We start from the raw sequence: 16,652 nt of genomic DNA on the forward strand, positions 1-16,652 counted from the left end.
GGACGGTGCTTTCAGACCATTCAAGCAATCAATAATCCGCCATAAACGAGACGCTATCTGTAGGAACGAGCTTGCTCGCGAACATGGCCAGCAGCAGGGTCGGTTCGCGAGCAAGCTCGCTCCTACGAAAAGCAAAAAAGCCCCTGGCACCGTCGGCGCCAGGGGCTTTTCATTTCACTGCGCGAATCAGGCCAGCGACGTCAGCGCCTCGCGGCTGAACGGCTTGATGTCGGCCAGGCGGCCGTCACGCACTTTCACCGCCCAGTCCGGGTCGACCAGCAAGGCGCGGCCGACGGCGACCAGGTCGAACTCTTCCTTGTTCAGGCGCTCCAGCAGGCCATCGATGCCCGACGGCTGGGCGACTTCCTCGGTGTTGCCGAAGAAGGCCAGGAACTCGCTGCCATCCAGGCCGACGTTGCCCACGGTGATGGTCGGCTTGCCGGTGAGCTGGCGGGTCCAGCCGGCCAGGTTGAGGTCGGAGCCTTCGAATTCCGGAATCCAGAAGCGGCGGGTGGAGCAGTGGAAGATGTCCACGCCGGCATCCGACAGCGGCTTGAGGAAGGCTTCCAGCTCCTCGGCGGTCTGCACCAGGCGGGCGCTGTAGTCCTGCTGCTTCCACTGGGAGAAGCGGAAGATGATCGGGTAGTCCGGGCCCACGGCCGCGCGCACGGCCTGGATCAGCTCGATGGCGAAGCGCGAACGGTTGGCCAGGCTGCCGCCGTACTCGTCGGTGCGCTTGTTGCTGCCGTCCCAGAAGAACTGGTCGATCAGGTAGCCGTGGGCGCCGTGGATTTCCACGCCATCCATGCCGATGGCCTTGGCGTCGCGGGCGGCCTGGGCGAAGGCGGCGATGACTTCCTGGATATCGTCCTTGGTCATCTCATGGACCAGCACGGTGCCGTCCTTTTCCTTGCCGCTGGGGCCGTAGCCCGGAACGCTGGCGTCCGGCTCGGTGCCCAGGCGGCGCACAGCGCCGACGTGCCACAGCTGCGGGACAATCTTGCCGCCTTCGGCGTGCACGGCGTCGACCACCTGCTTCCAGCCGGCCAGGGCGTCTTCACCATGGAAGCGCGGCACGTTCGGGTAGCCGTTGGCGGCCTTGTGGTTGACCGTGGTGCCTTCGGTGACGATCAGGCCGACGCCAGCGGCGGCGCGGCGGCGGTAGTACTCCACCACCTGGGCGTGGGGAACGCCGCCCGGGGAGAAGTTGCGGGTCATCGGCGCCATCACGACGCGGGTAGGCAGTTCCAGGCCGCCCAGGCGGAAGGGCGAGAACAGGGTATCGACGGATGCAGTCATTGCAGTCTCCATGACGACCAGGCGACCGGTCGTCTCATTCTTGGATAAAAAGGCCGATGAAGGTTGGGATGACTCAGGCAGTTCAGGCCTGAAGCAGGTGCTCCAGGCGCTCGATAAAACGTTCCACAGGGCGTAGCGAGGCGCTGACTTTCATCCGCGCCAGAACGCCCTGCCAGGCGTTGCCGATGAACTCGGCGAGGGACTCGACGTTCTCCGTCGCCGGCAGCTCACCGGCGCGCTGGGCGTCGGCCAGGCAGGCGCGCAGGGTGTCGATGGACTGCTGCAGGATGCCGTCCACACGCTCGGCGATAGCCGGTGACAGTTCGGCCATTTCGAAGCTCAGGCTGCCGATGAAGCAGTGGTACTCGAGCTTCTCCTGGCGGGCGAAGTGCGCCAGCAGTTCGCGGTAATAGGTGAGGATGCGCGCGCGCGGCCCCAGCGCCGGGTTGCCGAGCGCCTCGGCGTAGCGGGCCAGGCGCGGCGCATACAGGTGCTCCAGCGCCTGCAGGGCGAAATCTTCCTTGCTCTGGAAGTAGTGATAGAAGGAGCCCTTGGGGATGCCGGCGGCCTGGACGATGTCCTGCACGCCGGTACCGTGGTAGCCGCTGCGGGTCATCGCCAGGGAGCCCTTGGCGAGGATCAGGTCGCGCTTGTCGAGTCGGATGCTGTTCATGGGCGCAAGAATATGACCGGTCGTCTCGCTTTTGCCAGCACCATTGATCGCAGTGATTTTCCATCAGAAATGGTTCGGCGCATTGCCCGGCTATGCAGGCGTTCTGTCCAGCAGTTCAGCGACACCTTCCTGGAGCAGCTCGCGCAAACGCTCGACCACCGGGTCCGGCTCGGCGTCGCCACGATGCAGGCACAGGCCCAGCGGCGCCATCGCCGGCAGGCCGGCGCGTTCAGCATCCAGCCGCGCGACGCTGGCCGGCAAGCCGATGGGGGTGCGCAGGCCGATGCCCAGCCCCGCCCCGACCGCCGCCCAGATACCGGACAAGCCGGCGCTGGTGAACGCCACGCGCCAGGCGATGCCGGCCCGATCCAGCGCGGCGGTGGCCGCACTGCGCAACAGGCACGGCGCCTCCAGCATCACCAGCGGCAACGGCTGCGCGCCAGGGACCGGCAGCGCATCGGGCGCGCCGATCCAGCACTGCGCCACCGCGCCGATGCGTTCCATGTGCGCCGTGCGCTCGCCGGTCTCCCAGGCTAGCGCCAGGTCGAGCGCGCCATCACGCACGCCGTCGATGAGCTGCTGATTGCGCGCCGTGCGGACTTCGATACGCACCTTTGGGTGGGCGCGGGCGAAGCGCGCCAGCACGGCGGGCAGCAGGGTTTCACCGAAGTCTTCCTGCAGGCCGAGGCGCACCCGGCCTTCCAGTGCGCCGCCGCGCAAGGCGCCGGCCGCTTCGTCGTTCAACTCCAGCAGGCGGCGGGCGTAGGCCAGCAGCGTCTCGCCCGCTTCGGTCAGCGCCATGCCCCGCCCTTCGCGGCGTAGCACCGGGGTGCCGGCCTGCTCCTCGAGCTTCTTCAACTGGGCACTGACCGCAGACGTGGAACGTCCCAGGCGATCCGCCGCGCGAGCGAAACTGCCCAGCTCGATGCCGGTGACGAAAGTCCGCAGTACATCCAGGTCGAAGTTCACGCGCGCCATGGCAACCATCCCAATTATTCGAACTATCGATCAAATATTTCCCGATTTTCCGAATCAACTTGCCGAGCTAGCCTGAACTCGTCAAGCCACAGAAGAGGAACGGCACCATGGCATTTCCACCCCAGGCGTCCCCCGACCTGCATCGCCGGGCGCCGAAGCTGGCGCAGCTCACCGACGAGGTGTTGTTCGGCGATCTCTGGCAACGCCCCCAGCTCAAGCCCCGGGAGCGCAGCCTGGCCACCGTCGCCGCCCTGGTGGCGATGGGGCGCCTGGAGCAGTTGCCGTTTCACCTGCAGTTGGCCCGCGACAACGGCCTGACCCACGAGGAACTGGTCGAGCTGATCACCCACCTGGCGTTCTACAGCGGCTGGCCGACGGCCGCTTCCGCTCTCAACCGTCTCGAAGAGGAATGACACCATGCCGACCGTCCGCATCTCCCTGCGCAAGGGCAAGCAAGCCGAGTACCTGCGCCAGCTCGCCGACACCGTCTACGACGCCATGCACGACGCCTTCAACGTGCCCGAGGGCGACCAGTTCGTGATGATCCACCAGCACGAGGCGGAGGAATTCGTCTTCAACCGCCACTACCTGGGCGGCCCGCGCAGCGACGATTTCGTGCTGATCGCCATCACCATCGGCCGCCCGCGGGACTCGCAGACCAAGCAGGCGTTCTACCGCCGGTTGAACGCACTGCTGGGCGAGCGGCTGGGCATCGCCAGCGAGGACGTGATGGTGCAGATCACCACCAGCGAGGCGGACGACTGGTCCTTCGGCGGCGGGCGCATGGGCGTACTGACGCGCCCCGATGCGCTCAGTGCCAGCTGACGCGCTGCTCCAGCGGGAAACGCAGGCGCGGGTTGTAGACGCCATTGTCGGCGGCCCGCCCGGCGGCCAGCAGCATGATCGGCACCGCGCGCGGGGGAATCTGCAGCACCTTGCGCAGCCGCACTTCGTCGAAGCCTTCCATCGGGCAGGTGGCGTAGCCGTGGCTCTGCAGGGCGAGCATCAGGTTCTGCGCCGCCAGCGCGGTGGACTTCACCGCCCACAGGCGCATCTGGGCGTGGCTGTTGGGCTGGCGCATCAGGGCGCGGCGCAGGCCGACCACCGCGTAGAGAGCGCGCTTGAACAAGCCGCGCAGGCCAAATGCGCCCTGGTTGTACTGGAACGGCGCGGTGCGCTGGTAGAAGTCGCGCACCTTGTCCGGGACCTGCGGCTCCGGCCACTGGTCGAGGATCGCCGCACAGGACTCGCGCCAGGTGTCCGGGCGCGCCAGCACGGCGATCAGCACCGGCGCCGTGCGCGCCGCGTTCTGTCCCAGGCACACCGGCACCAGCTGCCGTCGCAGCTCGGCATCGCGGATCACCTGGAAACTCCACGGCTGCAGGTTGCAGGCATTGGGTGCCAGCACCGCCTGCTCCAGGCAGTCGCGCAGGACCGCGTCGGGCACCGGCTCGGCGAGGAAGCGGCGCACCGCGCGGCGCTGCTCGATCAGGGCGCGCAAGGCGTCGGGCGTGGCGGGCAGGCAAGCGGATTCGGCAGCGAAACGGCTCATGGCAGGCTCCGGAAGCAGGTCGCCCGATTAAGCCGCCCCGACGGGCGAGGAACAAGACGCAGGGTAGAAATGCCGGCGGGATTGGCGCAAGCGCCCTCTCCCGCCGGCGAGGTCAGGCGGCGCCCAGCGCCTTCTCGATGGCGTGCACCAGCGCCGGATCATCCGGCGTGGTGCGCGGGCTGAAGCGCGCCAGCACGCGGCCGTCCGGGCCGAGGAGGAACTTCTCGAAGTTCCAGGTGATGTCGCCGGGGAACTCGGCGCCCTCGCCCGCCAGCAGGCGGTACAACGGATGACGCTCGGAGCCGTTGACCTCGAGCTTGGCCGACATCGGGAAGCTGACCCCGTAGTTCAGCGCGCAGAACGACTGGATCTCGGCTTCGCTGCCCGGCTCCTGCCCGGCGAACTGGTTGCACGGCAGGCCCAGTACCACGAACCCCTGATCCTTGTACTGCTGGTAGAGCTTCTCCAGACCGGCGTACTGCGGGGTCAGGCCGCATTTCGAGGCGACGTTGACCACCAGCACGACCTTGCCCTTGAGCGGGGCCAGCGGCAGATCCTGGCCGTCGAGACCATGCAGCGTCAGATCGTGAAAAGCGCTCATTGCTTGCTCCTTGAAGAAGTAGGCACACCGTGCCCGCGCAGGGAGCGGACAACGCGTCCGTCGTGCTGCGCAATCCCAGTCGATGCGGGAAAAATGCCCTGGCATTCATTGCAATAACAGCGACTTGCAAGAGAAAGGCGCCCGAAGGCGCCTTTCCCGATTGAGCTTAGCAGCTCCCTGATGGCTTCACCCGGTCGATGGGCGACCGGTGACAGCGATCAGTGGTGATGACCACCTTCGCCATGGATGTGGCCATGGGCGACTTCTTCGGCGGAAGCGTCGCGGATGTCGACCACTTTCACCTTGAAGTTCAGGCGCTGGCCGGCCAGCGGGTGGTTGCCGTCGACGGTCACGTCGTCGCCGTCGATGTCACGGATGGTGACGATCTGCATGCCGCCGTCCGGAGCGGAGGCGTGGAACTGCATGCCGACTTCCAGCTCGTCCACGCCTTCGAACATCTCGCGGGTCAGGGTGGCGACCAGCTCGGCGCTGTATTCGCCATAGGCGTCGGCCGGCTCGACGGTCACGTCCAGCTGGTCGCCGACCTGCTTGCCTTCCAGGGCCTTTTCCAGGCCGCCGATGATGTTGTGGGCACCGTGCAGGTAGACCAGCGGAGCGCCGCCGGCGGAGCTGTCGATGACCTCACCTGCGTCGTTGGTCAGGGTATAGTCGATGGAAACCGCCTTGTTGGCCGCGATCTGCATGGTTCGAAACCTATCCGATATAGAAGTTGAGCGCCTAAGTTTACGCGGCGACGCCCCCGAATGCGACCCGAAGACGGACGGACGGGATAACGGGGGCCCGCCGCGCCTGCTTGACTTTCATCAGGACGAGGACGGCCACTGGGTGGCAGTCTTGTCCTGCGGCCACACCCAGCACCTGCGCCACCAGCCGCCCTGGCAGTCGCGGCCCTGGGTGCTGGACCCGCAGCAGCGCATGGCGCAGATCGGCCGCGAGTTCCCCTGCGGCTGGTGCGCCAAGGATTCCGACAGCAACAAGGAGTAGGCATGCCGGCTCGCAACATCCTGGTGATCAACTGCGGCAGTTCGTCGATCAAGTTCGCTCTGGTTCGAGAAGGACGCGACGATTTCATTCTCCACGGCCTGGCCGAACGCCTCGGCGCCAACGGTGCCAGCCTGCGCTGGCAGGGCGAGACCGACGAACAGCCGCAGACCCTGGAGCTGCCCGGCGCCGACCACAAGGCCGCCCTCGCCCGCCTGCTGCCGCTGGTGGCCCAGGCCGCCCAGGGCGAGCTGCACGCCATCGGCCACCGCGTGGTGCACGGCGGCGAGCGCTTCACCCAGGCCTCGCGCCTGACCGACGAAGTGCTCAACGCCATCCGCGAGACCTCGCCCCTGGCGCCGCTGCACAACCCGGCCAACCTGGTGGGCATCGACGCCGCCATGGCGCTCTACCCGGACCTGCCGCACATCGCCGTATTCGACACCGCCTTCCACCAGAGCCTGCCCGAGCGCGCCTACCGCTACGCCATCCCCGAGCCGCTGTACCGCGAGCAACACGTGCGCCGCTACGGCTTCCACGGCACCAGCCACCGCTACGTCAGCCACAAGGCAGCCGAGATGAGCGGGCTGGCGGTGGGCGACAGCTACTGGCTGTCCGCGCACCTGGGCAACGGCAGTTCCACCTGCGCCATCGCCAACGGCCAGAGCCGCGACACCAGCATGGGCCTGACCCCACTGGAAGGCCTGATGATGGGTACCCGCTCCGGCGACGTCGACCCGAACCTGCACAGCCACCTGGCGCGCACCCTGGGCTGGAGCCTGGAAAAGATCGACCACATGCTCAACCACGACAGCGGCCTGCTCGGCCTGTCCGGCCTGTCCAACGACATGCGCACCCTGGAGAACGCCCGCGAACAGGGCCACGCCAATGCTGCGCTGGCCATCGAAGTATTCTGTTACCGACTGGCCAAGTCCCTGGCCTCGCTGACCTGTGCACTGCCACGGCTGGACGGCATCATCTTCACCGGCGGCATCGGCGAGAACTCGGCGCTGGTGCGCAACCTCACGGTCAAGCACCTGCATGTGCTCAACCTCGAACTCGATGGCGAAGCCAACGCCCGCTGCGTGCGCGGCGTCGGTGGGCCGATCCACCTGGCGGGCCACCCCCGCGTGCTGGTGATCCCCACCAACGAGGAAAAGCAGATCGCACTCGACACCCTGGCCGTGCTCGACTGAAGATTCATCGAACCTGATCAAGGGCGCGACCCCACAAGGGCAGCGCCCCTCCCGCACGGCTTAAGGAGCCCGGATGCACACCTTCTTCCTCGCGCCGACCGGTTTCGGTGTCGGCCTGACGTCCACCAGCCTGGGCCTGATCCGCGCCCTGCAACGCGCCGGCCTGAAGGTCGGCTTCTTCAAGCCCATCGCCCAGCCGCATGCCGGCGACGATGGCCCGGAGCGCTCCAGCGAACTGGTCGCGCGCACCCACGGACTCAACGCGCCCACCCCGCTGTCACTGGCCAAGGTCGAGCGCATGCTCGGCGACGGCCTGCTCGACGAACTGCTCGAAGACATCGTCGGCATGTACAACCGCGCCGCCGTGGACAAGGACGTGATGATCGTCGAGGGCATGGTGCCGACCAAGCACGCCAGCTATGCCGCGCGCATCAACGCGCACCTGGCGCGCAGCGTGGACGCCGAGGTGATCCTCGTCTCCGCGCCGGACAACGAGACGGTGGGCGAGCTGTCCGACCGCATCGAGATCCTCGCCCAGCTGTTCGGCGGCCCGCGCGACCCGCACCTGGCCGGCCTGATCGTGAACAAGGTGCGCGGCGGCGAGCGCGAGGACATGCCGCGCGACGCCGAGGAAGCCGCGCGGTTGTTCGGCGAGCGCCTGAAGGAACACTCGCCGCTGCTGCGCGACGGCGACGTGCGCCTGCTCGGCTGCATTCCCTGGCAGGACGAGATGAACGCCCCGCGTACCCGCGACGTGGCCGACCTGCTGGACGCCAGCGTGCTCAACGCCGGCGACTACGAACAACGCCGCGTGCAGAAGATCATCCTCTGCGCGCCCTCGGCGCCCAACACCGTGCACCTGCTCAAGCCGGGCGTGCTGGTGGTGGTGCCGGGCGACCGCGACGACATCATCCTCGCCGCCTGCCTGGCCGCCATGAATGGCGTGCCGCTGGCCGGCCTGCTGCTGTGCTCGGGCCTGACGCCGGACGCGCGGATTCTCGAACTGTGCCGCAGCGCGCTGCAGAGCGGCCTGCCGGTGCTGACGGTGAAGACCGGCTCGTTCGACACCGCCGGCGACCTGTCGCGGATGAACAAGGAAATCCCGGTGGACGACCGCGAACGCGCCGAGCGCGTGACCGAGTTCGTCGCCGAGCACATCGACTTCGAATGGCTCAAGGACCGCTGCGGCGCGCCCCACGAACTGCGCCTGTCGCCCCCGGTGTTCCGCTACCAGCTGACCCAGCGCGCCAACCGCGCCGGCAAGCGCATCGTCCTGCCCGAAGGCAGCGAGCCGCGCACCGTGCAGGCCGCCGCCATCTGCCACGCCCGCGGAATCGCCCGCTGCGTATTGCTGGCCAAGCCCGACGACGTGCAGGCGGTGGCGCAGATGCTGGGCATCGTGCTGCCCGAGGACCTGGAAGTGGTCGACCCGGACCTGGTGCGCAGCCGCTACGTCGAACCCATGGTCGAGCTGCGCAAGGGCAAGAGCCTGAACGCGCCGATGGCCGAACAGCAACTGGAAGACAACGTGGTGCTGGGCACCATGATGCTCGCCCTGGACGAAGTGGACGGCCTGGTGTCCGGCGCCATCCACACCACCGCCAACACCATCCGCCCCGCCCTGCAGCTGATCAAGACGGCGCCGGGCTACAACCTGGTGTCCTCGGTGTTCTTCATGCTGCTGCCCGACCAGGTGGTGGTGTATGGCGACTGCGCGGTGAATCCCGATCCTTCGGCCAGTGACCTGGCGGAGATCGCGCTGCAGAGTGCGGCCTCGGCGCAGGCCTTCGGCATCACCCCGCGGGTGGCGATGATCAGCTACTCCACCGGCGACTCGGGAACCGGCGCAGATGTCGAGAAAGTCCGCGAAGCTACGCGCATCGCGCGGGAAAAACGCCCCGATCTGTTGATCGACGGCCCCTTGCAGTATGATGCCGCCGCCATCGCCAGCGTGGGCCGTCAGAAGGCGCCCGACAGCCCGGTGGCCGGACGTGCCAACGTGTTCGTGTTCCCCGACCTGAACACCGGGAACACCACCTACAAGGCGGTCCAGCGCAGCGCCGACTGCGTCAGCATCGGGCCGATGCTGCAGGGCCTGCGCAAACCGGTGAACGACCTGTCCCGCGGGGCGCTGGTGGACGACATCGTCTACACCATCGCACTCACCGCGATCCAGGCGGACAGCGGCAAGGACGGCTGACAACCGCGGCACGAGGGATGTGCCCACGAACGCATCACGCGCCCGGCTGGCCGGGCGCCTACGTACAAGGACCATTCCTCGATGTTGAGTTTCCTTCCGCACACCCTGCGCGGCATCCTCGCGACCCTGCTTCTGGTGGTGAGCACGCTGTGCTGGTGCATTCCGCTGCTGTCCATGTCGATCGTCAAACTGCTGCTGCCCTTCGCCGCCGCGCAACAGGTGTGCAGCAAGATCATGAGCCTGATCGCCGAAGGCTGGATCGCCTGCAACAAGGGCTGGATGAACCTGGTCCGCCGTACCGGCTGGGACGTGCAGGGCCTGCAAGGCCTGGAGTACGACCATTCGTACCTGGTGACCAGCAACCACCAGAGCTGGGTGGACATTCTCGTCCTGCAGTACCAGCTCAACCGCCGCATTCCGCTGCTGCGCTTCTTCCTCAAGCAGGAGCTGATCTGGGTTCCGGTGATCGGCCTGTGCTGGTGGGCGCTCGATTTCCCGTTCATGAAGCGCTACACCAAGGCGTACCTGGCCAAGCACCCGGAAAAGAAAGGCAAGGACCTGGAAACCACCCGCAAGGCGTGCGCCAAGTTCAGCCGCATTCCGGTGGCAATCTTCAACTTCCTCGAAGGCACCCGCTTCACCCAGGCCAAGCATGACGAGCAGAACTCGCCGTTCCGCCACCTGCTCAAGCCCAAGGCCGGCGGCATCGCCTTCGTCCTCGACGCCATGGGCGAACAACTGCGCACCCTGGTGAACGTGACCATCCACTACCCCGATGGCCGCCCGACCTTCTGGTGCCTGCTGTCCGGCCGCCTGCGCTCGGTGGTGGTGCGTTTCGAGGAAATGGAAATCCCCCGCCAGTTCGTCGGCAAGAGCTACGACCAGGACGAGGGCTACCGCGCCGAGTTCCAGCTGTGGGTGAACCAGCTGTGGGAGCGCAAGGACCAGTTGCTGGCGCAGTTGCACCACGAATTCCCCGCCAGGGGCTGACCGTTTTTTGTAGGAGCGAGCTTGCTCGCGAACCGGAACCGCTCGGTTCGATGCAGTTCGCGAGCAAGCTCGCTCCTACAGGTTCGGCCCCGCAGCCCAGCAACAAAAAAAACCCGCCAATCGGCGGGCTTTTTCATGGGCGGCGCTTACTGCTGGTACTGCTGGGTCTGCGCGTTCGGCAGGGCCTTCAGGTTCACTTCCACGCGGCGGTTCTGCGCGCGGCCGTTGGCGTCGGCGTTGGAGGCGATCGGCTGGTCCGGGCCCATGCCGCGGGTGCTGACGCGGGACGGATCGACACCCTGGGAGGTCAGGTAGCCGGCCACCGACTGCGCACGACGCTGGGACAGGTCCATGTTGTGCTGGCGGCTGCCGGTGCTGTCGGTGTAGCCGACGATCTCGATGCTGTTCTGGTTGAACTCCTTGAAGGAGTTGGCCAGGTTGTTCAGCGGGGTGTAGAAGGACGGCGCGATGTTCGCCGAATCGGTGGCGAAGGTGATGTTGCCCGGCATGATCAGCTTGATGTCATCGCCCTGGCGTTCGACCTGCACACCGGTGCCCTGCATCTGCTGGCGCAGCTTGGCTTCCTGCTTGTCGGCGTAGTAGCCGTAGCCGGCGGCGGCGGCACCGATAGCGGCGGCGCCGATCATCGCGCCCTTGCCACGGTTGTCGTGGTTGATCGCGGCACCGGCGACGGCGCCGGCCAGCGCACCCAGTGCACCGTACTTGGCGGTCTTGCTCATGCCGCCTTCGGCCGGCGGGGCCTGGGTGTTGGGGTCATAGGGGTTCTGGGAAGCGCAACCGGCCATGAGGGCAAGGGCGGTCGCAGCCGCAACCATGGACAGACTACGTGCGGTGAACATGTCGGATGACTCCTCGAAATAGCGCAACACCCATTAGTGGGCGGCTGATTAGAGCTTAGGTCGTGCAAATAATTCCGTAGCAACCTTAAGCACGGATGAAGGGATTCTCGCGCATCTCATCGCCCAGGTTGGTATCCGGGCCGTGACCCGTGACCACGGTCGCCTCTTCGTCCAGCGAATAGAGGCGATGGCGAATCGAGCGCTCGATCGTGGCGTAATCGCCACCCCACAGGTCCGTGCGGCCGATGCTGCGGCGGAACAGGGTGTCACCGGCGATCAGCAGTTTCTCCTGGGGGAACCAGAAGCTCATCGAGCCGGGCGTATGCCCCGGCGTGTGCAGCGCCACGCCGCAGCCGCAGGCCAGTTCCTCGTCATCGGCCAGCCACTGGTCCGGCGACGGCACCGGCGTGTAGGGCACGCCGAACATGCGGCACTGCATTTCCAGGTTGTCCCAGAGGAACTGGTCGTCCTTGTGCAGGTGCAGGGTGGCACCGGTCTTCTCCTTCATCTGCCCGGAGGCGAGGAAGTGATCCAGGTGCGCATGGGTGTGGATGATGCTGACCACCTTGAGCCCCAGCGCGTCGAGGCGCTGCAGGATCAGTTCGGGGTCGCCGCCCGGGTCGACGACGATGGCCTTCTTCGTCAGCGGATCGCCGATGATCGTGCAGTTGCACTGCAACGGGCCGACGGGGAAGGTTTCGCGGATCAGGGCAGGCTGTTCGCTCATCGAGGACTCGCTCGGTTGGGAATACGCGGCCGGCATTTTCGCCGATTCCCCCTGCCCTGGCGAGTCGATGGGCCGTCGGCTCAATCGCCCTGGCGATAGTCCATGGGCAGCTTGCCGGTCCACTTGCGGAACGCCCGGCGGAAGTTCGACGGGTCGTTGAAGCCCAGCAGCAGGGCGATTTCGTAGAGCGGCAGGTGCGTCGTGGTGAGGTACTGCAGGGCCAGGCGCTTGCGCACGTCGTCGAGCACCTCCTGGTAGGTGGTGCCCAGGTTCGAAAGATGTCGACGCAGGCTGCGGCCGCTGGTGTGCAGGTCGGCGGCGACGCTCTCCAGGTCCGGGAACTCGCCGGGGCGCGCCAGCAGCAGGCGGCGGATGCGGGTCAGCAGGCCTTCCTGGACGTCCAGCGTGGCCAGCAGCGCCTCGCACTGCTGCTCGCACATCTGCACCGTGGCCGGGTTGGCCAGCGCCATGGGCCGCGCCAGATACTCGCTGGGCAGGCCAATGAAGTGGAACGGCTGGTCGAACGACACCTCGGCGCCGAACACCTCGACGTAACGCTCGACATAGGCGGGCCGGGCATGGGCGAAGCCGACGCTGACGCCCTGCAGCGGCTCGCCCACCAGGAAGCGGGCGATGGTGTGCAGGCTGGTCATCAGGCCCTCGGCGGCGAAGCGGCCCATGGGCCCGAGGGGGATCGACTCGCTGGCGCGCAGGTAGGACACGCCGCCGTCCTCCACCATCTCCAGGTCGTAGGCCAGGCCAAGCACGCGGTAGTACTTCAGGGCAAAGGCGATGGCGCGTTCGAGGTTGGCGCTCGACAGCACTGCGTAGCCGAGGATGCCGTGGGTGGAGACGTTCAGCCGCTGCCCCAGCAACAGGCCGAAGGCCGGCTCGTTGCAGTGCGCCAGGGCGGCGCCGGCGAGCAGGTTGAAGTCGATGAAGGACAGGCGCCCGTTGGGGCTCTGCAGCACCTCGGGGCGCACGCGGGCCAGCTCGAACAGGCGCGCGCGCGGCACGCCCAGTTCCTCGGCGAGGTCCAGAAGCGCCTGCGCGTAGGCGACGGGCACCAGTTCGGCGGTGAAATTGAGCGGTTGTTTCATCGTTCTTCTTATGGTTGACCGCTGGCCGGATATGACCGGAAAGTTGGCAGACAATAACCTTGTGACGCTTTCCCTACAAGCCCAGAGTACTGACCATGGACAACCACAACACTGGAGCCGCCATGGCCAGCACTACCCCCGCAGGACTGGAGATCAAGCCCCGGCACATGGACTTCGATCTGCCCGATCCGCTGCCGCGTCACTGGCATAGTGGAGACGCCTTCAAGTCCCATCTGTTCGACGCCATGTCGGTGCTGTTCCCCGACGGCGAGCGTTTCTTCATCGACTCGGTGCGGCAGTTCCGCGACCAGATCAGCGACCCGGTGCTCAAGGAGCAGATCCGCGGCTTCATCGGCCAGGAAGGCCACCACAGCCGCGAGCACCTGACCTACAGCCAGCGCCTGCGCGACCTGGGCTACGACGTCACCGCCATCGAGAAGCGTGCCCAGGCGCGCATCCGTTTCACCCAGAAGAAGTTCCCGGCCAAGCGCCAACTGGCGGCGACCGCCGCGCTGGAGCACATCACCGCGATCATGGCCAACGGGCTGCTGACCGACCCGCGCACCATGGAAGGCGCCGACCCGGTGATGCAACGCCTGTGGCGCTGGCACGCGCTGGAAGAGACCGAGCACAAGGCGGTGGCGTTCGACGTCTACAACCAGGTCTGCGGCAGCCGCACGCTGCTGCGTCGGGCGATGCGCATGGCGACCTTCTTCTTCGTGCTGGATACCTTCCGCGGCCTGGTGCACATGCTCAAGGTGGACGGCCTGCTGTGGAACTGGCGCGTCTGGCGCGACGGCATCAAATGGACCTGGGGCAAGCACGGCATATTCCGCCCGCTGCTGCGGGAGTACCTGGACTTCTTCCGCTCCGACTTCCATCCGTGGCAGCACAACAACCTCGACGTGCTCTACGAAGTGCGCAAGGAATACGACCCGCAGCCGCTGGCCCACGCGGGCTGATCCCTCAGCGCTTTGCGAACACCGCCCCGCTCTGTCGGGGCGGTGTCGTTTCTGCTGGTGCGTGGAGGCGTTTGGGTTTGCGTAGGAGCGGAGCTTCTGCGCGATAACCGCGCCCAATCGGTGCATCGAGCTGCCGGCGGGATTAGCGGACAAGGTCCGCTCCTACGCATCGGGCATCGCGGCTTCTCGGGCGACCGTGCAGGAGCGCGCTATGCGCGCGATCGCGGGCATGGCCCGCTCCTACAGGTTGGCCCCGTCGCCTGGCCCAGCATAGGAGCGGATTCATCCGCGATCGGTGTCTCCCAGGCAGGGATGCCCCGGCGCTGCACGGCTTTTGTAGGAGCGAGCTTGCTCGCGAAGCTCTCCGGTTGCCCCCCGGCGGTTCGCGAGCAAGCTCGCTCCTACCGAAGCAGCTCGGCGCAACGAAAAGCCCGGCACATGGCCGGGCTGTTTCATCGCGATCAACACTCAGGCATGCAGGAAGCGCAGCGCATCCGCCGCCGATTCCTCGGGGATTTCCTCCATCGGGATATGCCCGACGCCGGGGTAGACCTTCACCTCGATGCCCGGCACGTCGCGCTGCCACATCGGCACGTGGCGCGGCGAGATCCAGCGGTCGCGCTCGCCCCACATCAGCAGGGTCGGCACCTTCAGGCCGGCCACGCGGTTGGGCGTGGTGGGCAGTTCCTCGCGGTTGGCCTTCACCAGCACGCGGAAGATATCGATCATCGCGCGGCGGTTGCCCGGACGGCGGCTGATGTCGTAATAGCGGTCGATCACCCCCGGCTTGATCTTGCGCGCATCGCCGTAGACTTCCTTGATGCCCTGGGCCACCAGCGCGCGTGGCATCCACATCGGCATCATGATGCCGGCGCCGGGCAGCACCGCGCTGGCGATCATCAGCGGGACCTTCTGCATGTAGTAGCCGGCCGGGTCGATGAGGATCAGCCGTTCGACGCGGTGGGCGTTGGCCAGCGCATAGTTCCAGGCGATGTAGCCGCCCAGGGAATTGCCGGCGATGGATACCTGCTTGAGGTCCAGGCGGTCGAGGAACAGGCCGAACACCTTCACCAGGCGCTCGCCGTCGTACTCGCGGTCCTGGCCGCCGCCGGTGAGGCCGAAGCCCGGCACGTCGAGGCGGATGATGCGGAAGTGCGAGGACAACTCGGCGACCCAGCCGTCCCAGGTGTGCAGCGAGGCCATGACGCCGTGGACCATCACCAGCACCGGCTTGTCCGGGCTGCCTTCGTCGCGGTAGTGGATGTCGAAACCGTCGACGGTGATGAACTTCGAACCGGACTCGGGCGAGGCGTAGCGGGCCTTCAGCGCGGCCAGCGGCAGGGCGCCGAAGCCATAGCGGGCCAGGCCCTCGGCCAGCGGCGGTTGCACAGACAATGTGGCGGTCATGGACGAGTGACTCCCGTGCTTGTTGTTCTGAAGCGCCATCACACCACAGCGCCTGCGGCACCGCGCCCAACCTAGGTAGTGTCGAGGCCCGCAACGGGATGACGCAGGCCGCGTGCCCCGCTAACCTAGCCCGACCCGCCCCCGCGCAAGGAAAGCCCGTTCGTGCCGATCCTCACTCGCCGTTCGCTGTGGCCACTGGCCGTGCTGTTGCTGCTCCTGTGCCGCCCTGCCCTGTCCGCCGACCTGTATTACCTGGGCCAGAAGATTCCCGATATCCAGCGCCCCTGGACCAGCGCCGACTACCAGGTGCTGATCGACGCGCTGAAGAAGATCGACGAAACCCAGGCCAACGGCCTGCCCCGGCGCAGCGGCGAGTTCACCGGGCCGATCTACCAGCGCATGGTCAGCGAGGAGAACTTCCGCCCGCAGCTGAACATCTACGCGCCGCTGGAGCTGCGGCAGAACGAGGCGCGCGAGGTGCTGTTCAAGCTCAAGGAGCTGATGCGCCTGTACTTCAACTTCCGCGCCGCCAAGCAGCCCTATGGCGCCGAGGCGCTGGGGCTGATGAGCTACTCGCTGCGCGAACAGGCGATCCTGTTCAACCTGACGGTGGAGTTCTGGATGACCCTGGCGCAGAGCGAACAGCGCAATCCGGTGCGCCTGCAGGGCATGCAGGAAGCCAAGGCCGCCGCGTCGATGCTGACCAGCAGCGCGCTGGACTACCTCGGCCTGACCGCGCAGTTCGACCGTCAGGACCTGGTGCTGTACAGCGCGGAACTGGCCAAGCAGTTGCCGGAACTCTTCATCCACCTGCCGCCCGAGGTGCGCGTGCAACTGCTGATGCGCGTGGATGAGCTGGCGCAGAAGCACGCCTACCCGGAAGTGCGCGAGAACATGCGCGACCTGCTGCCAGTGCTGCAGGCGATCCAGGCGGATGTGCAAAAGCAGTTGGCCGCTCCGGCCAAGGGGCAGCCGGTGCCCAAGGGGCTGGACCTGAGTGCGCCGCCGGAGGCGGAGAAGAAGAAGGGAATGTGAGCCGGAGCGGTACCCGTCATCTGTCGGAGCAACCGTCCTCTTCTGACAGTCCGTGCCTGTGTGCTCCGCT

18 protein-coding genes are annotated in these 16,652 nt (G+C 66.8%); 8 read left to right on the top strand and 10 right to left on the bottom strand.

Translation table 11 applies throughout. The features are described from left to right. Nucleotides 1–186 precede the first annotated feature (186 nt). The 3 genes from N0B71_RS02865 to N0B71_RS02875 form a co-directional block, all read right to left on the bottom strand. Entirely contained in the window at nucleotides 187–1,299 is a 1,113-nt protein-coding gene (locus N0B71_RS02865) for an NADH:flavin oxidoreductase (protein ID WP_259757200.1), read from the bottom strand. A gap of 82 nt (nucleotides 1,300–1,381) precedes the next feature. After that, complete coding sequence (locus N0B71_RS02870) at nucleotides 1,382–1,972, bottom strand: TetR/AcrR family transcriptional regulator (RefSeq protein WP_259757201.1); 591 nt, start codon at nucleotides 1,970–1,972, stop codon at nucleotides 1,382–1,384. Nucleotides 1,973–2,062: 90 nt separating this feature from the next. Continuing rightward, nucleotides 2,063–2,950: a LysR substrate-binding domain-containing protein gene (locus tag N0B71_RS02875; RefSeq protein WP_259757202.1), complete on the bottom strand. Its 888-nt coding sequence runs from the start codon at nucleotides 2,948–2,950 to the stop codon at nucleotides 2,063–2,065. Nucleotides 2,951–3,057: 107 nt separating this feature from the next. Between N0B71_RS02875 and N0B71_RS02880 the strand changes: the two genes are divergently transcribed. Both N0B71_RS02880 and N0B71_RS02885 read left to right on the top strand, forming a co-directional pair. After that, the gene (locus tag N0B71_RS02880; RefSeq protein ID WP_259757203.1) at nucleotides 3,058–3,363 is read left to right on the top strand and encodes a carboxymuconolactone decarboxylase family protein; all 306 of its coding nucleotides are present in this window, start codon (nucleotides 3,058–3,060) and stop codon (nucleotides 3,361–3,363) included. Nucleotides 3,364–3,367: 4 nt separating this feature from the next. After that, entirely contained in the window at nucleotides 3,368–3,775 is a 408-nt protein-coding gene (locus tag N0B71_RS02885) for a tautomerase family protein (protein ID WP_259757204.1), read from the top strand. On the opposite strand, the gene N0B71_RS02890 is transcribed toward N0B71_RS02885, so the two are convergent. From N0B71_RS02890 to N0B71_RS02900, 3 genes are all read right to left on the bottom strand, one after another. Further along, nucleotides 3,762–4,502: a nitroreductase family protein gene (locus tag N0B71_RS02890; protein WP_259757205.1), complete on the bottom strand. Its 741-nt coding sequence runs from the start codon at nucleotides 4,500–4,502 to the stop codon at nucleotides 3,762–3,764. The two genes, N0B71_RS02885 and N0B71_RS02890, sit on opposite strands and share 14 nt — an antisense overlap. Before the next feature lie 112 nt (nucleotides 4,503–4,614). Next, a complete protein-coding gene (locus N0B71_RS02895; protein ID WP_259757206.1) occupies nucleotides 4,615–5,103 on the bottom strand; it encodes a glutathione peroxidase in 489 nt (162 codons plus the stop codon). A gap of 218 nt (nucleotides 5,104–5,321) precedes the next feature. Then, entirely contained in the window at nucleotides 5,322–5,807 is a 486-nt protein-coding gene (locus N0B71_RS02900) for an FKBP-type peptidyl-prolyl cis-trans isomerase (RefSeq protein WP_259757207.1), read from the bottom strand. Here N0B71_RS02900 and N0B71_RS02905 point away from each other — a divergent pair. From N0B71_RS02905 to N0B71_RS02920, 4 genes are all read left to right on the top strand, one after another. Continuing rightward, nucleotides 5,776–6,108 (top strand): DUF3565 domain-containing protein, encoded by a 333-nt coding sequence (locus N0B71_RS02905; RefSeq protein WP_259757208.1) that lies wholly within the window; start codon nucleotides 5,776–5,778, stop codon nucleotides 6,106–6,108. The two genes, N0B71_RS02900 and N0B71_RS02905, sit on opposite strands and share 32 nt — an antisense overlap. A 2-nt stretch (nucleotides 6,109–6,110) precedes the next feature. Next, nucleotides 6,111–7,301, top strand: coding sequence for an acetate kinase (locus tag N0B71_RS02910; RefSeq protein WP_259757209.1), 1,191 nt, complete (start codon nucleotides 6,111–6,113; stop codon nucleotides 7,299–7,301). Nucleotides 7,302–7,374: 73 nt separating this feature from the next. Further along, entirely contained in the window at nucleotides 7,375–9,501 is a 2,127-nt protein-coding gene (gene pta, locus N0B71_RS02915; RefSeq protein WP_259757210.1) for a phosphate acetyltransferase, read from the top strand. 81 nt (nucleotides 9,502–9,582) lie between these two features. After that, nucleotides 9,583–10,491, top strand: coding sequence for an acyltransferase (locus N0B71_RS02920; RefSeq protein ID WP_259757211.1), 909 nt, complete (start codon nucleotides 9,583–9,585; stop codon nucleotides 10,489–10,491). A gap of 146 nt (nucleotides 10,492–10,637) precedes the next feature. On the opposite strand, the gene N0B71_RS02925 is transcribed toward N0B71_RS02920, so the two are convergent. From N0B71_RS02925 to N0B71_RS02935, 3 genes are all read right to left on the bottom strand, one after another. Further along, on the bottom strand, nucleotides 10,638–11,351 hold the full coding sequence (locus N0B71_RS02925; protein ID WP_259757212.1) for an OmpA family protein: 714 nt from the start codon (nucleotides 11,349–11,351) through the stop codon (nucleotides 10,638–10,640). Between the two features lie 85 nt (nucleotides 11,352–11,436). Next, nucleotides 11,437–12,078 (bottom strand): MBL fold metallo-hydrolase, encoded by a 642-nt coding sequence (locus tag N0B71_RS02930; RefSeq protein WP_259757213.1) that lies wholly within the window; start codon nucleotides 12,076–12,078, stop codon nucleotides 11,437–11,439. Between the two features lie 80 nt (nucleotides 12,079–12,158). Continuing rightward, on the bottom strand, nucleotides 12,159–13,178 hold the full coding sequence (locus N0B71_RS02935; RefSeq protein ID WP_259757214.1) for an AraC family transcriptional regulator: 1,020 nt from the start codon (nucleotides 13,176–13,178) through the stop codon (nucleotides 12,159–12,161). Between the two features lie 122 nt (nucleotides 13,179–13,300). Between N0B71_RS02935 and N0B71_RS02940 the strand changes: the two genes are divergently transcribed. Further along, nucleotides 13,301–14,140, top strand: a complete 840-nt coding sequence (locus tag N0B71_RS02940; protein WP_259757215.1) for a metal-dependent hydrolase — start codon at nucleotides 13,301–13,303, stop codon at nucleotides 14,138–14,140. Between the two features lie 468 nt (nucleotides 14,141–14,608). Here the strand turns inward: N0B71_RS02940 and N0B71_RS02945 are convergent, their stop codons facing one another. Then, complete coding sequence (locus N0B71_RS02945; RefSeq protein ID WP_259757216.1) at nucleotides 14,609–15,547, bottom strand: alpha/beta fold hydrolase; 939 nt, start codon at nucleotides 15,545–15,547, stop codon at nucleotides 14,609–14,611. 162 nt (nucleotides 15,548–15,709) lie between these two features. Between N0B71_RS02945 and N0B71_RS02950 the strand changes: the two genes are divergently transcribed. Then, complete coding sequence (locus tag N0B71_RS02950; protein ID WP_259757217.1) at nucleotides 15,710–16,582, top strand: hypothetical protein; 873 nt, start codon at nucleotides 15,710–15,712, stop codon at nucleotides 16,580–16,582. Nucleotides 16,583–16,652 lie beyond the last annotated feature (70 nt).

It is taken from the genome of Pseudomonas sp. GCEP-101 (genome assembly GCF_025133575.1).
Taxonomy (GTDB): Bacteria; Pseudomonadota; Gammaproteobacteria; order Pseudomonadales; family Pseudomonadaceae; genus Pseudomonas; species Pseudomonas nitroreducens_B.